Annotated in this window: 11 protein-coding genes and 1 pseudogene; 11 read left to right on the plus strand and 1 reads right to left on the minus strand. The window is 57.7% G+C overall.

The features are described from left to right. Positions 1 to 219 precede the first annotated feature (219 nt). The 7 genes and pseudogenes from ABIE60_RS13730 to ABIE60_RS13760 all read left to right on the plus strand — a co-directional run bounded on the left by ABIE60_RS13730 (position 220) and on the right by ABIE60_RS13760 (position 8,411). Entirely contained in the window at positions 220 to 765 is a 546-nt protein-coding gene (locus ABIE60_RS13730) for a hypothetical protein (protein ID WP_354470091.1), read from the plus strand. 66 nt (positions 766 to 831) lie between these two features. Beyond that, positions 832 to 1,347 (plus strand): annotated as a pseudogene (locus ABIE60_RS13735) (nucleotidyltransferase substrate binding protein). 133 nt (positions 1,348 to 1,480) lie between these two features. Continuing rightward, a complete protein-coding gene (locus ABIE60_RS13740) occupies positions 1,481 to 2,929 on the plus strand; it encodes a sigma-54 dependent transcriptional regulator (RefSeq protein ID WP_354470092.1) in 1,449 nt (482 codons plus the stop codon). Further along, entirely contained in the window at positions 2,926 to 3,996 is a 1,071-nt protein-coding gene (locus ABIE60_RS13745) for a sensor histidine kinase (protein WP_354470093.1), read from the plus strand. The genes ABIE60_RS13740 and ABIE60_RS13745 overlap by 4 nt, the downstream gene beginning before the upstream one ends. Further along, entirely contained in the window at positions 3,993 to 5,393 is a 1,401-nt protein-coding gene (locus ABIE60_RS13750) for a sigma-54-dependent transcriptional regulator (protein ID WP_354470094.1), read from the plus strand. The genes ABIE60_RS13745 and ABIE60_RS13750 overlap by 4 nt, the downstream gene beginning before the upstream one ends. Positions 5,394 to 5,578: 185 nt before the next feature. Next, positions 5,579 to 7,534 carry an acetate--CoA ligase gene (acs, locus tag ABIE60_RS13755; RefSeq protein WP_354470095.1) on the plus strand — a complete coding sequence of 652 codons (1,956 nt, stop codon included), beginning with the start codon at positions 5,579 to 5,581 and terminating at the stop codon, positions 7,532 to 7,534. Positions 7,535 to 7,748: 214 nt separating this feature from the next. Next, positions 7,749 to 8,411 (plus strand): response regulator, encoded by a 663-nt coding sequence (locus ABIE60_RS13760; RefSeq protein WP_354410501.1) that lies wholly within the window; start codon positions 7,749 to 7,751, stop codon positions 8,409 to 8,411. 47 nt (positions 8,412 to 8,458) lie between these two features. Here the strand turns inward: ABIE60_RS13760 and ABIE60_RS13765 are convergent, their stop codons facing one another. Further along, positions 8,459 to 12,412 carry a hybrid sensor histidine kinase/response regulator gene (locus ABIE60_RS13765; protein WP_354470096.1) on the minus strand — a complete coding sequence of 1,318 codons (3,954 nt, stop codon included), beginning with the start codon at positions 12,410 to 12,412 and terminating at the stop codon, positions 8,459 to 8,461. Between the two features lie 293 nt (positions 12,413 to 12,705). Here ABIE60_RS13765 and ABIE60_RS13770 point away from each other — a divergent pair, with 293 nt between their 5' ends. The 4 genes from ABIE60_RS13770 to ABIE60_RS13785 all read left to right on the plus strand — a co-directional run bounded on the left by ABIE60_RS13770 (position 12,706) and on the right by ABIE60_RS13785 (position 15,740). Continuing rightward, a complete protein-coding gene (locus tag ABIE60_RS13770) occupies positions 12,706 to 12,966 on the plus strand; it encodes a DUF4212 domain-containing protein (RefSeq protein WP_354470097.1) in 261 nt (86 codons plus the stop codon). A gap of 6 nt (positions 12,967 to 12,972) precedes the next feature. Continuing rightward, positions 12,973 to 14,742, plus strand: coding sequence for a sodium:solute symporter family protein (locus ABIE60_RS13775; RefSeq protein WP_354470098.1), 1,770 nt, complete (start codon positions 12,973 to 12,975; stop codon positions 14,740 to 14,742). Between the two features lie 99 nt (positions 14,743 to 14,841). After that, a complete protein-coding gene (locus ABIE60_RS13780; protein ID WP_354470099.1) occupies positions 14,842 to 15,354 on the plus strand; it encodes a hypothetical protein in 513 nt (170 codons plus the stop codon). A gap of 125 nt (positions 15,355 to 15,479) precedes the next feature. After that, a complete protein-coding gene (locus ABIE60_RS13785; RefSeq protein WP_354470100.1) occupies positions 15,480 to 15,740 on the plus strand; it encodes a sodium/substrate symporter small subunit in 261 nt (86 codons plus the stop codon). Position 15,741: the final 1 nt, after the last annotated feature.

The raw sequence follows: 15,741 nt of genomic DNA on the forward strand, positions 1-15,741 counted from the left end.
GCTCATCGGAGTAACGAGGCATACAGATCTCCAAACGCCCCTGAGTGAATAAGAGAGTTTAACAAAGGACGCGACAACTATCCTGACAGAGGGGGTTCTGGAGCTGGAAAAGCAACTGGGTTTGCCCGTTGACTTGCTGGTGCATGTGGCGAGTACAGCGTACACACCTTTTCAGCTGATAGCGCGTAAGAGCTCCATGTGTCTTAAAGAGGCTGCATAATGGTTGACCTTCTGCAGAATGAAAAACGATATCTGTCACAGCTACTGGAGGCTGTGCAGCGGTGCTCCTATTTTCTGTATGAATCAAGTTCCAAGTTGGAGTGGCCACTGAGTGGTGAATCTCTTTGGCACCGGCGCAAGGATGCAGAGTTATTCGAAACCTTGGCTGCCATCAATGAGCGCTTTGCAAAACTGCAGGATACTCTTGCTTCAACCATGCGCCACAGTGCGCTATTGATGAGTGAAAACACGGATAACTTTCTGAAAATTCTTGTGTACTTTGAGAAGCGTGGAGTAGTGCCATCGGTTGAGCTGTGGCAACAAGGGCGTATGGCTCGGAATATGGCAGCGCATGATTATGAGACGGACTACAGTCTGATTGCCGAACATTTCAATGTGCTCTCTGAGCTTACCCCGATGTTGCTTGTGACAGCAGGTTATTTGGGCGAAATTTGTAAGAATGAACTGAAGCTAAACGCCGAACCTGGGGACTTCAACGATGAGTTTGCCTCGCTCTTGAGAAGTGTTGAATTATCGGATAAATAAATGAGGAGCGTCTGCTGGAGTGGTCAGAGCGTATTCTCACCGCCAACAGCCCGGAAGAGGTGCTGCATGAGCAACGACGTTGATGTGCGCTGGAAACAGCGTTTTCAGAACTTTTCACGCGCATTCAGTTTGTTACGTGAAGCGATGGAGCTTGATCCGGCTGGTTTGAGCCAGCTGGAAAAGGAAGGCATTATTCAGCGCTTTGAATACACATTTGAGCTGGCGTGGAAGGTGCTGAAAGACAGGATGCAGGCCGATGGCCTGATGCTGGATCAGATTTCGCCCAAGGCGGTGGTGCGCTAGGCCTACGCGTCTGGCTATGTCGATGATGCTGAAGCTTGGCTGGATATGATCGGTGATCGCAATCTGATGAGCCATACCTATGACTTTGCCAAGTTTGAAGCGGTGATCGACACTATCCGTACCCGATACCTTCCGGTGCTGGAAAATCGTTACTTCGGCTGGATGGAGGATTTGCTTCACTACGACACCCTCAAGAATGCTCGTTTGAAGGGCCATATTGACCGGGTAGGTATCGTGATTTTTGCCTGTGATAATAAGTCCGAGTGCTGCTGTGGCTGACGGAGTATTAGTCCTGTACGGTATCGATTGAGATTCGCCAGCGTACCACTTAGGCAGATCATGCCTGTCAATCCATTGACATCCTCTCTCCATCCGGTAGATTGTCAGAATCCTGACAAGCCCGGACACACCCATGCGTACAACCAACAGCGGAGTTTCTGACCAGCTGCCTTTCCAGGCCCTCATAATCGATGATGACGCCGACAGGCGTGAGACCTTACGTGCCTGTCTACAGTTTATCGAGCTAGAGTGTCATGTTTTTGACTTCGTCAGCTGGCTGCAGCAGAGCAAGGCGTTTGCGCTGGATGCGGTCGGGGTGGTGCTGATTGGTGAAAGCAGTTTGCCGATTGCGCTGAACAAGCTCGTCGCCGAGCTGGACCGTGGTCCGGTAATCCCCAAACTGCTGACCTGCGACTGGCCGGAGCTGGATCAGGCCGCGTTTGCGCAGTCCGGTATTCTTGGCGTGCTGGAGCAACCCTATCGTTATCCACAGCTGCTGGACTGGCTGCATCAATGTGCCCTGCTGCGTGAGCGTGGCATAACCGAGCCGCGTGCGCTGCCGGATATGCCCGGCTTTGTCGGGCAGAGTGCGCCCATTCGCGAGATTCGACACCTGATTGCGCAGGTGGCACCGCGTGACATCAGTGTCCTGATCACCGGCGAGTCCGGTACAGGCAAGGAAGTGGTGGCGCGTTGCTTGCATGAGCATTCGCCGCGCCGTGACGGACCTTTTGTGCCGGTCAACTGTGGCGCGATCCCCTCAGAGCTGCTTGAAAGTGAGCTGTTCGGCCATGAGAAAGGGGCCTTCACCGGCGCCATCTCCAGCCGGCCCGGTCGGTTCGAGCTGGCCAACGGCGGCACCCTGTTTTTGGACGAAATCGGCGATATGCCGCTGCCGATGCAGGTCAAACTGCTGCGAGTGCTGCAGGAACGGCAGTTTGAGCGCGTGGGCGGCAGCAAGACCCTGGAAGTGGATGTGCGCATTGTTACCGCGACCCACAAGAACCTGGAGCTGATGATTCAGGATGGTCAGTTCCGTGAAGATCTCTATTACCGCCTCAATGTATTCCCCATCGAGATGCCGGCACTGCGGGACCGGCTGGAAGACCTGCCGCTGCTGATCAATAACCTGAGCCAGCAGCTGGATGAGACCGGCTCCGGCCGTTTGCAGTTTCACCCGGCCGCGCTGGAATCCCTGCGCCTGCACCCCTGGCCGGGCAACGTGCGTGAGCTGGCCAATCTGGTTGAGCGGCTCAGCATCATTCACCCCGGTGGCGTGATCGGGGTATCGGAGCTGCCGCCCAAATTTCGTCATATTGAAGAGCCGGACCCGGCCCGCTATGTACAGCCGGAGCCATTCCCGGAGGCCATTGCGAACGGCCCCACCGTACCGGTTGAAGCTGACACCCTGCCGGTTGAGGGCCTTGATCTCAAGGCCTGGCTGGAATCCCATGAGCAACGCTTGATCCATCAGGCACTTGATGCGACCGATCAGGTGGTATCGAAAGCGGCACGCCTGCTGCAGATTCGGCGCACCACGCTGGTGGAAAAGATGCGCAAATACGGGATTGAACGCCAGTGACTGAACACCAACAGCTGCAACAACGGATCACTGAACTTGAAAGTCAGGTGGCTGCCCTGCAGACCGACCGGACGGCCCTTGAGCGCCTGCGCCGCCTGATTGACCGTATGCCCGGCGGGGTGCTGGTAATCGGCCAGACCGGCCGTGTGACCGAATTCAACCCGGCGGCGGTATCGTTGCTGGGGATCGAGCTGGCCGACAAGACCTGGCTGGAGGTGATCAACCAGTGTTTTGCACCAAGGCCGGACGATGGCCATGAGGTGTCGCTGAAAAACGGCCGCCGCGTCAGCCTGTCGACACAGGCATTGGATGGCGAGCCGGGACAGCTGGTATTCATCACCGACCAGACCCACACACGTACGCTGCAGGAGCAGCTGCACCATTACCAGCGGCTGTCGGAAATGGGGCGGATGATGGCCTCGCTGGCGCATCAGGTGCGCACACCGCTGTCGGCGGCACTGCTCTACGCCAGCCATCTGATGGCTCCGCAGCTGGATGACGACAAGCGTATCCGTTTCGCCGGCAAGGTCAAATCGCGCCTGACCCACCTTGAACAGCAGGTGCGTGACATGTTGATCTTCGCCCGCGGTGAAACCCGATTGGAAGACCGTGTTGATGGCCGTACCCTGATGGCACGGCTGGAAGATCTGCTGGATCAACCTCTGAGCCAGCACGATGCAGACTGTGACTGTATCAACGAAGCGCCTGATGCGGTGATCCAGTGCAATCTCGAAGCCCTGCTTGGGGCGGTGCTCAATCTGGTCAACAATGCCCTGCAGGCCTGCGAAGAGGGCACTGAGCTCACGCTTCGTCTGGCCCAAGAGGGGGACAGACTGCTGCTTGAAGTGATCGATGATGGCCCGGGTATGGATGCCGCTACACTGAAGCGGGCGCAGGAACCCTTCTACACTACCAAATCACATGGCACGGGGCTTGGCCTTGCCATCGCTCAGGTGATGGCAAGAGCGCATCATGGCGAGTTTGTTCTGGTCTCGACACCGGGTGTGGGCACCCGTGCGAGCTTCCGTCTGCCTCTGATCAATCCCACCGCACAGGAGTCGGCATGAGCGTAAAAGTCTTGATTGTTGAGGATGACATTGACCTGCGCGAGGCGATCACCGATACGCTGGCACTGGCGGATATCCGCTATCTGGAAGCCGGCAGTGGCGAGGACGCGCTGGCGCTGCTGAAGCGGGATAGCGTGGATATGGTGATCTCCGATGTGAACATGCCGGGGATGGACGGCCATCAGCTGCTGGCCCATCTGAAGCAGCAGAACCCTTCGTTGCCGGTGGCCCTGATCACTGCCTATGGACAGGTGGAGCGGGCGGTGGACGCGATCCGCAACGGTGCCGCTGACTACCTGATGAAGCCCTTTGAGCCGCAACAGCTGATCGACCTGATCCGCACCCATGCGCAGGGTTTGCTGACGGCGCAGCACGACGAGCCTGTGGCCGAGGCGCCGGGTAGCCGTCAGCTGCTGCAGCTGGCTCAGCGGGTGGCCGCCACCGATTCAACCGTACTGATCACCGGCGAGTCCGGTACCGGCAAGGAGGTGCTGGCACGATATATCCACAATCACTCGCCCCGTGCCGACAAGCCGTTCATCGCCATCAACTGTGCCGCCATTCCCGAAAGTATGCTGGAAGCGACCCTGTTCGGCCATGAAAAGGGCGCCTTCACCGGCGCCATCAGCAGCCAGCCCGGCAAGTTCGAACAGGCCAACGGCGGTACGCTGCTGCTGGATGAGATCAGCGAGATGGATCTGGGGCTGCAGGCCAAGCTGTTGCGGGTGTTGCAGGAGCAGGAGGTGGAGCGTATTGGTGGACGCAAGGTGATCCCGCTGGATGTGCGTCTGCTGGCCACCAGTAACCGCCAGCTGGAGCAGACCGTGGCGGAGGGCAAGTTCCGTGAAGATCTCTACTACCGCCTGAACGTGTTCCCGCTGCAGTGGCAGCCGCTGCGCGAGCGCCCGGAAGATATCCGCCCGCTGGCCGAGCGCCTGCTCAAACATCACTGCCGCAAGATGGGCCGCAACCTGGCAGCGCTGGACGCCGCCGCCACCAGCAGCCTGTGTGAGCATCACTGGCCGGGCAATGTGCGTGAGCTGGATAATGTGATCCAGCGTGCGCTGATTCTTCAGGCCGGCAACCGGATTACGGCCGCTGATCTGCATCTGGGCAGTGCCGCCATACCGCTGCGTACGGGGGCAGCACAGCCGGCCCCGCCAGACAGCCTGACAGCGGAGACTGACGAGCCTGAAATGGATCTGGCCGAAGGACTGCTGGGCAAGGATCTGAAGCAGCATGAGTATCAATTGATCGTTGAAGCCCTGCGTGCCACTTCCGGCAGTCGCAAGGATGCTGCTGAAAAATTGGGCATCAGTCCACGCACGCTCCGATACAAGCTGGCGCGAATGCGGGAAGAGGGAATTGATCTGGAGTCATTGTTGTCAGGTAAGTAAGTGCACGCTTACTCTGCAGTATATGACTTTTGTCGGTATCCGAGTAGACCAATGTCTAATTCAGGGGACCCGAGTGGCTTCGGTATAACCTCTCATTAATCAACTCGATCGCGCCGACAATAGCGACTATAAATAAGTGCGGCGTTCCACGTTATAAAAACAAAACGCAAGCTAAGGGCATCACGATGAGTGAACAGAACGTATATCCGGTCGATCCGGCTTTTGCTGCCAAGGCACATGCCGATGACGACAAATATCAGGCGATGTATGAACAGTCGATCAACGACCCGGAAGCCTTCTGGGGCGAGCAGGGCAAGCGCCTGGACTGGTTCAAGCCGTACACCAAGGTCAAGAACACCACGTTTGATCCGCACACTGTCGATATCAAATGGTACGAAGACGGCGAACTGAACGCCTCCTACAACTGCCTTGACCGCCACCTGGAAACCCGTGGCGATCAGGTCGCGATCATCTGGGAAGGCGACGACCCGAGCGAAGACGAAAAAATTACCTACCGTGACCTGCACGCACGCGTGTGTCGCTTTGCCAACGCGCTGAAAGCCAAGGGCGTTAAGAAGGGCGATGTGGTCACCCTCTACATGCCGATGATCCCGGAAGCCGCTGTTGCCATGCTGGCCTGTGCCCGCGTGGGTGCGGTGCACTCCATCGTATTTGGTGGCTTCTCGCCGGAAGCACTGGCAGCCCGTATCGAAGGCGCGAAGTCGAAGGTGGTGATCACCTCCAACTACTCGCTGCGCGGTGGCAAGGTTGTACCGCTGAAAGAGAACGTGGACAAGGCGCTGGATCATCATGAAGCCGGCAACCTGATCGAGACTGTATTTGTGGTCAAGCGTGTCGATAAGGATGTGGCCTGGAACGACAGCCGCGATGTCTGGTACGAAGGCGCCGTTGCTGAACAGTCCGACGACTGCCCGGCCGAGCCGATGAACGCCGAAGCACCGCTGTTCATTCTGTACACCTCCGGTTCTACCGGCGCACCCAAGGGGCTGGAACACACTACCGGTGGTTACATGGTATACGCCTCCATGACCCATCAGTACGTATTCGATTACCATGAAGGTGATGTGTACTGGTGTACCGCTGACGTGGGCTGGGTGACCGGTCACAGCTACATCGTTTACGGCCCGCTGGCCAACGGCGCCACGACACTGATGTTTGAAGGCGTGCCGAGCTATCCGGACAACAGCCGTTTCGGCCGCGTGATCGAGAAGCACAAGGTCAATCAGTTCTACACCGCCCCGACCGCCATCCGTGCACTGATGCAGCAGGGTGAAGATGTGCTGGGTGACTCCGACCTGTCCAGCCTCAAGCTGCTGGGTTCCGTGGGCGAGCCGATCAACCCTGAAGCCTGGACCTGGTACCACCGCATCTTCGGCAAGGGCAAGTGCCCAATCGTGGATACCTGGTGGCAGACTGAAACCGGCGGCATCATGATCGTGCCGCTGCCGGGTGCAACGGCCACCAAGCCGGGCTCAGCCACGCGTCCGTTCTTCGGCGTACAGCCGGCGCTGCTGGATGCAGAAGGCAAGGAGATCGAAGGTGCCGGTGAAGGCAACCTGGTGATCAAGGATTCCTGGCCGGGCCAGAGTCGCTCCATCTGGGGTGATCACGAGCGCTTCATCCAGACCTACTTCAGCACCTTCAAGGGCGTGTATACCACCGGTGACGGTGCCCGTCGTGATGAAGACGGCTACTATTGGATCACCGGTCGTGTGGATGACGTAATCAACGTATCCGGTCACCGCATGGGCACCGCCGAAGTGGAGTCCGCATTGGTGGCGCACCCGGCTGTTGCCGAGGCCGCTGTTGTCGGCTACCCGCATGATCTGAAAGGTCAGGGCATCTATGTATATGTCACCCTGCAGAGCGGCTTCGATGCCAGTGACGAGCTGATGAAAGAACTGCGCAACTGGGTTCGCTCCGAGATCGGCCCGATCGCGTCGCCGGACCTGATCCAGTTCGCGCCGGGCATGCCGAAGACCCGTTCAGGCAAAATCATGCGCCGTATTCTGCGCAAGATCGCCGAGGACGATTTCGGTGCGCTGGGTGACACCTCCACGCTGGCCGACCCGACCGTGGTGGATGATCTGATTGAGCATCGCATGAACCGCAAGGGCTGATCAACGCCCGACAGGTCAATGACCAATGAAACGCCCGCCGCTCACCCGGCGGGCGTTTTTGTTTGGGGATTGGCGACAATCTGGGCTCGTGGTGCGGCGTTGTCGACAAAGAGGTGGTATTATTGCGCCCGACCACCGACACCCTGTTTGACAGGCACAAGTTCGATAACTTCGGCTATCCTTCCATCATGCCGAAGAACGAGGGAGATGATGCATGCAACTGGCACAAAAGATCATTATTGCTGACGACCATCCTCTGTTTCGCGCTGCGCTGCGACAAGCGGTGACCCAGGCGGTGCCCGGTGTCGAGATTGTCGAGGCCGACAGTCTGGCGGCGGTGCAGGAAAAGGTCGAACAACACGGCGATGCTGATCTGGTGTTGCTGGATATCCACATGCCGGGTACGCATGGCTTTTCCGGATTGGTCTTCCTGCGTGGGCAGCATCCGGGTGTGCCGGTGGTGGTGGTGTCCGGCAGTGAGCAGCCGCATGTGATGAAGCGTGCCATCGATTACGGTGCATCCGGTTTTATCCCCAAGTCTGCTCCGCTGGAAACCATCTCCGAAGCGATTACCGCCGTACTGGAAGGTGAAGAGTGGCTGCCGCAGGAGCTGACCGAGAATATGGGGGATGTCAGTGAAGAGGACCAGCAGTTTGCCGCCGCGCTGGCCTCCCTGACACCACAGCAGTTCCGCGTCCTGACCATGTTGACCGAAGGGCTGCTGAACAAGCAGATCGCCTACGAGCTGAGCGTGTCCGAAGCGACCATCAAGGCCCACGTAACCGCCATTCTGCGCAAGCTTGGTGTCCACAGCCGCACTCAGGCGGTGATTGCGGCCCAGCGTCTGGGTGTCGAGCCGCCCAAAACCGAAGTCTGATCCAATCCCCGCCCGGGTCGCAACACCGCCCGGGCAGCCCCTCTTTTTTACTCCTTTTCCGCCCTTAAGTTGGCAATGATCTTGTTGATCATCGCCCGCAGTGCCGCGGGCTTGATCGGCTTGGTCAGCAACTGTGCCTGGGCCGCATTGATTTCATCCTTGACCTCATCGGTACGATCCGCCGTGATCACGATGGCGGGCGAGAAGTACTCGGCCCCCACTGTCTGACCTTCAAGTGATGCCAGCTGACGCAAGGCCATGATACCAGTCTCGGTCTCGCCCAGGTGATAGTCCGCCAGTACGATATCCGGCACCCAGTTGCGCTCCAGTGTGACGGCAACGGCTTCATCACCGGACAGGGCGGTCACAACCTCGCAGGACCAGCCCTGCAAGAGTGCACTCATCCCTTCCAGAATCTTGGGTTCGTTATCGATCACCAGTACCTTAATGCCGTTCAGTCCCTTGCTGCGAATCCAGCCACGCTGTTCCGGTTTGGGTTTCTGCGCCTGTGCCGGGTCGCCCAGCGGCAGTGTGATGCTGAAAACCGTACCCTGCCCTGGCCATGAGCGAACCTTGAGCTGGTGACCCAGCATGCGGGCAATACGATCGGTGATCGCCAGCCCCAGCCCCAGCCCCTTGACCTGACTGTGCTTGGGGTTGTCGATCCGCTTGAACTCTTCAAACACTTCGCGCAACTTGCTTTCGGGAATGCCGACACCGGTATCCCAGACCTCCAGTCGCAGCTGCTGGCCCACGCGCCGTGCCCCCATCAGCACCTTGCCGCTGGCGGTGTAGCGCATGGCGTTGGACAGAAAGTTCTGCATGATGCGGCGCAGCAGAGTCTGGTCGGAATACACTACCTGATGGCAATTGACGCTGTGGAACGCCAGCCCCTTCTCCTGTGCCAGCACGCTGAACTCGGTATTCAGAGTCTGGAACAGGTACTCCAGTGAGAAGTGGGTCAGTGTCGGTTCCAGTGCACCGGCATCAAGCTTGGAAATATCCAGAATGGCGGTGATCAGCTCTTCTGCTGCCTTGAGGGAGCCGTCAAGATTCTCCACCAGCTGACTGGTTTCTCGGCTGTGGCTCTGCTGCGCAAGGGCCGAACTGAACAGACGCGCGGCATTGAGCGGCTGCAGCAGGTCGTGGCTGGCCGCGGCAAGGAAACGGGTCTTGCCCAGGTTGGCGGCTTCGGCATCGGACTTCGCCTGTCGCAGTTCATCCTCCATCAGGGCGCGAATGGTGTTTTCCTTGCGTAACTCCTTGTTAACCACTGACAGTGCATGGGTACGCTCGCGCACGCGCTGCTCCAGGTTTTCGTTGGTTTCCTGCAGCGCCTGCTCCGCCTTGCGCCGCTCCGTGATGTCCTGATACAGGGTGAAGTAACCCAGTACATCGCCGTACTCGCCGATATGGGGGATATAGGTCACTTCGGCAAAGCGGATGCTGTCGCCCTGTGTGGGCAGGCGGGTTTCAAAGCGCTGACGCTCGCCACGCAGGGCAGCGTCAATATAATGACGCCGATTGAGATACTCTTCTTCCGGCAGTGCCTGCAGGCAATGCACGCCGGCAATGTTGTGCCGGTCGAGGCCAAAGGCATCGGCATAGGCCTTGTTGATAAACAGGAAGCGGCATTCTGGGTCGAGGTACGCGATGAGCACCGGCACATTATCGGTGTAGATGCGGATGTTCTGTTCGCTCTCGCGCAGTGCTTCCTCAATGCGCTTGTGCTCGGTGATATCCATGTAGGTGTTCACATAGCCGCCGTTTGGCATCGGGTTGCCACGCACTTCCAGCACCGTACCGTCCGGGCGATAGCGCTCGTAGCTATGGGGGGCGCCGGAGCGGATCGAGTCCAGTCGCATTCTGACCTGATGCTCTACGTCCCCCAGTCCGTATTCACCCTTGATGGCGTTGTAACGGAACACCTCTTCAATCGGACGGCCAACACAGATCAGCCCTTCCGGATAGCTGAACATCTCCACGTAGGGGCGGTTCCAGGCCACCAGTCGCATCTGCTGGTCCACTACGCTGATGCCGAGGCTGATGTTTTCGATGGTGGACTGCAGCAGCGAGCGGTTGAATCTCAGTGCCTGAGAGGCTTCATCCACGATGGTGACCACATCGCCGATCTCCATCTCGCGACCACGCAGGGTGGAGTCCATCACGATACGGGCTGATGAAGCGCCGATGGCACCGGACAGCAGGCGTTCGGCGTGCTGGATCAACTCAGGGCTGGCCTTTTCGGCCGCCATCGGAGGGCCTTCCCCACGGTTTTGGCCAAAGCTGCTGAACGCCTGTCGAGTACGGCTCATGCCCAGAAAACGCTCACTCAGCATCTGCAGATCACCGACGGTGACCTGACCAAAATGCCGAGAGGGGTCGGCAATGCCCTTGGCAGAGGTGTTCACAAAAGCGCTGGCCTGAATCCGGTCCACCAGCCGAATGCTGGTGAAGCGTGAAATCAGCACGAACAGCAGAAGGTTGACCCCGAGGCTCCAGATGACGCCGTGTGTGAGAGGATCAAGCCCGCCCAGCCCAAACAGGGCGGTTGGGTTGAGCAGTCCGTTGCCGCCGCTTATTTGCGGCAGCCAGTCAACCGGAATCAGGCGAGCGGAGTTGAGCGTGGGCAGAACCAGTGTGTACACCCAGAGCAGAAAACCGGCGCTGAGCCCTGCCAGCACGCCATAACGGTTGCCTTCGCGCCAGTAGATGCCGCCGATGATGGCCGGGAGGAACTGGATGGCCGCGACGAAAGCCAGCAGGCCGAAGGAAGCCAGCGGGCCCTGTTCACCCAGAATGCGGTAATAGAAGTAGCCCATCAGCAGCAGGCAGATAATGGTGATGCGCCGTACGCGCAGCAGCAGCGCACCCAGGTCATGGGACTGAGACAGGCGCAGCCAGGAGATGCGGAACAGCAGCGGCATCACGATATCGTTGCACACCATGGTGGCAAGGGTGATGCTGGCGACGATGACCATACTGGTGGCGGCCGAGAGTCCACCAATAAAGGCAAATGTGGCCAGGTAGCCCGAACCTTCAGCCAGCGGGAGCATCAGCACATAGGTGTCGGCATCGACGCCGCTGCCATCGAAGAAAATCATCCCGCCGGTTGCAATGGGCAGCACAAACAGACCGAGAATCAGAAGATAAAGTGGGAACAGCCAGCGAGCGGTGTACAAATTGCGGCGACGGGTGTTTTCCACAATGCTGACATGAAATTGACGCGGCAGACAGATCGCCGCCGCACAGGCCAGTACCACTTCCGTCAGGAACCCCGTCGTCAGCGGGTTGTTGAAGTTTTGATTGTCCCGAAGCTGTGTCTGGACTTGCCAGGCGAGATCCTGGAAGCCGTCAAAAATGCCAAAAATCACGAACAGCCCCACCGCCACAAAAGCCGTGAGCTTGACCAGCGACTCGAAGGCCACAGCCAGGACAAGCCCTTCATGGTGTTCGGTGGCGTCGATATGACGGGTGCCGAACAGGATGGCAAAGACGGCCATCAAAAGGGCCACGAACAGAGCGGTATCACTGCCCTTGCTCATTGCTTCAGTGGCACCGGGTGCCAGTGCGTTATAGCTGATCGCGACTGCCTTGAGCTGCAGTGCGATATAGGGGATGGTACCCATAACCGCGATCAGCGTAACCAGTACCGCCAGGCTCTGGCTTTTGCCGTAGCGTGAAGAGATGAAGTCGGCGATGGTGGTGATGTTCTGCTGTTTGCTGACGGTGAATATTTTTTCGATGACCCGAATGGCCAGCAGAAAGACGAGAATCGGACCCAGATAAGTGGCCATGAACTCCCAGCCGGTGGAAACGGCGCGACCGACCGCGCCGTAGAAGGTCCAACTTGAGCAGTACACGGCCAGTGACAGCGAGTAGATGACCGGGTTGCTGGCCCACTGCTTGCCGGCACTGCTCTTGTCACCAAAATAGGCGATGGCAAACAGCAGGCCCAGATAGGCCAGTGAAATCAGGATGATGGTCCAGCCGGATAGCATGTTGAATCTCGCTTGCAAGTGGATCAGGCCGCTAGTGTAGCGCCTAAGTGTGGCGCCGGCACCGTTGCAGACGCCGGAGCAGGCCAAGAGCCTGTGACCATTGTATTACATGCCACGGATCATGTTTTCTGAATTTTTTTGTAACATACTGATTCTTTGGTGTTATTTTTGATCGTGTGCTGCTGGCAAGGCAGTGTTCTACTAAAGTCGGGGCTTTTATTCCGAGCGTTCTTTCTGCAAGATCAGTCTGGAATTAATCTCGGCTCCAATAACAAGAAAACGGAGAAACAACCATGGCAGATGATAAATCCCAAGCTGCTCAATACTGGTCGACGAACCTTCGTCTGATCCTGGGAAGTCTGGTCGTGTGGGCATTTGTGTCCTACGGCTGCGGCATCCTGTTCCGCGGCATGCTGTCCGGCATTCCGGTCGGTGGTGCTGACCTCGGCTTCTGGTTCGCCCAGCAGGGCTCTATCCTTACCTTTATCGGCATCATCTTCCACTACGCCTGGAGAATGAACAAGCTTGATAAAGAGATGGGTCTGGAGGAGTAAGCCGGTATGAGTCAGTTTGCAATCAACTTGATTTTCGTAGGTGCGTCCTTCGCGCTCTACTTCGGTATCGCCATCTGGGCGCGTGCCGGTTCCACCAAGGAATTCTACGTTGCAGGCGGGGGTGTACACCCGGTTGCCAACGGTATGGCGACCGCTGCGGACTGGATGTCAGCTGCATCCTTCATCTCCATGGCAGGTCTGCTGTCTGCTGGTTACGTCAACTCCTCCTTCCTGATGGGTTGGACGGGCGGTTATGTACTGCTGGCGATGCTGCTGGCGCCGTACCTGCGCAAATTCGGCAAGTTCACCGTACCTGACTTCATCGGCGACCGCTTCTACAGCCGTGGTGCACGTCTGGTGGCGGTAATCTGCCTGATCGTGGCGTCTGTTACCTACGTAATCGGTCAGATGACCGGTGCCGGTGTTGCTTTCTCCCGCTTCCTGGAAGTGAGCAGCACTGCCGGTATCTGGATTGCGGCGGCGGTTGTATTCTTCTACGCCGTATTCGGTGGCATGAAGGGTATCACCTATACCCAGGTGGCTCAGTACGTGGTGCTGATCATCGCTTACACCATTCCGGCTGTGTTTATCTCGCTGCAGCTGACCGGTAACCCGATCCCGATGTTCGGCATGTTCGGTGATCACACTGAATCCGGTCTGCCACTGCTGACCAAGCTGGACGAAGTGGTTCGTGAGCTGGGCTTCCGTGATTACACCGCTGATGTGGACAACAAGCTGAACATGGTGCTGTTCACGCTGTCCCTGATGATCGGTACTGCAGGTCTGCCGCACGTTATCATCCGCTTCTTCACTGTACCGAAGGTGGCTGATGCGCGCTGGTCTGCCGGCTGGGCGCTGATCTTCATCGCGCTGCTGTACCTGACAGCTCCGGCGGTTGCTTCCATGGCGCGTCTGAACCTGATCAACACCGTTTACCCGAATGGTCCGACTGAACCGGCCATCGAGTACGCCGAGCGTCCTGACTGGGTGAAAACCTGGGAAGAAACCGGTCTGATCAAGTTTGAAGACAAGAACAGTGACGGTCGCATCCAGTTCTACAATGCCAAAGCGGGCGATGACTTTGCACCCGTTGAGCAGGCACGTGGTTGGAGCGGTAACGAGCTGACCGTAAACAATGACATCCTGGTACTGGCAAACCCTGAAATTGCACAGCTGCCGGGTTGGGTTATCGGTCTGATTGCGGCCGGTGGTATTGCAGCGGCGCTGTCGACTGCAGCAGGTCTGCTGCTGGCGATCTCCTCTGCCGTATCGCACGACCTGATCAAAACCATGATCAATCCGAGCATCACCGATAAGGGTGAGTTGATGGCGGCCCGAATCTCCATGGCTGTGGCGATTCTGGTGGCAACCTATCTGGGTCTGAACCCGCCAGGGTTTGCGGCACAGACGGTGGCACTGGCGTTCGGTATCGCGGCTGCGTCCATCTTCCCGGCGCTGATGATGGGTATCTTCTCCAAGCGGGTGAACAACAAGGGTGCGGTTGCCGGCATGCTGGCAGGTCTGCTGAGCACTCTGGTATACATCTTCACCTTCCTGGGCTGGTTCTTCATCCCGGAAACCAATACTCTGGCCAACACTCCGGATAACTGGATTCTGGGCATCTCTCCGCTGTCCTTCGGTGCAGTGGGTGCGATGATCAACTTCGCGGTTGCCTTCGCTGTGTCTTACATGACTGAAGAGCCGCCGGTTGAGATTCAGGAACTGGTAGAAAGCGTGCGTTACCCGAAAGGTGCTGGCGCTGCAGTCGACCACTGAGCATAATACTGCCTGAGTACAGACAGCTGATGTCTGACAAGGGTTGATCCAAATCGGGCTTCCAACTGGAAGCCCGACTTTTTTCAGGAAGTGAGAAGTATGATCTGGAATCTGGTTGCAACAGCGTTTGCGGGTCTCGGTGCCGCTGGGGTGGCGCTCATCCTGCGTATGCTGAGCCGAAAGAAACTCCCCAAGTGGATCATTCCTGCGTTTGCAGGTGCCGGTATGCTGGCCTACCAGATCTATATTGAATACAGCGCACTGGATCTGATCAAGTCCAGGCTGCCTGAAGGTACAGTCGTGATCGAAACCGAAACGGACAGTATGGTGTGGCGCCCGTGGACCTATCTGGTTCCGCTGGAAACCGCCTTTACCGCACTGGATGTTAAAAACGCCGACAGCCGCACTCTCGAAACGGGTGATCAGGTGGTCAGGTTTGTGCTGTATCGGTTCGAAAAACACCATGTGACTCAGGCACGCCCACAGGGTTATCTGCTCAACTGTGACCAGCGTGAGGTGGTCAAGCTGGATGAGGAAGGGCGGCCGATGGCTTCGCCTGCAGAAGCGCTGGCCAAAGGAGATCAGGTACATCAACTGTTGTGCCGGCCCTGAGCTGGCGTGCGACACGATGAAACCGCTCCGACTAAAGTCGGGGCATATTTAGCCACCTGTGTTTGTTAGATTCAGTGCATAAGCCCCCATGCTTTCACCGGAAATAACAACAACAGGATGGTGTCATGTCTTCAGGTACGGGAGGCGCCAAGGCTTACCGGCGCGAGAACCTTCGAGTTATTCTGACCTGTCTGGTCATCTGCTTTGCTGTCTTGTATGGGTGTGGCGCCGTTTTTATTGCTGAGCCGCATCACATTCGCCTTTCAAACGTCCACCCTGACTTCCGGTTTGATCAGGAAGGCTCCGTCCATCTCTTTATTGTACTTGTGTGGGCCTATGTGTTTGGCATGAGCCAGCCACGCCCTGATCTCGAACTGCAGGAGTAGA

The sequence above is a fragment of the Marinobacterium sp. MBR-109 genome (assembly GCF_040547565.1).
GTDB lineage: Bacteria > Pseudomonadota > Gammaproteobacteria > Pseudomonadales > Balneatricaceae > Marinobacterium.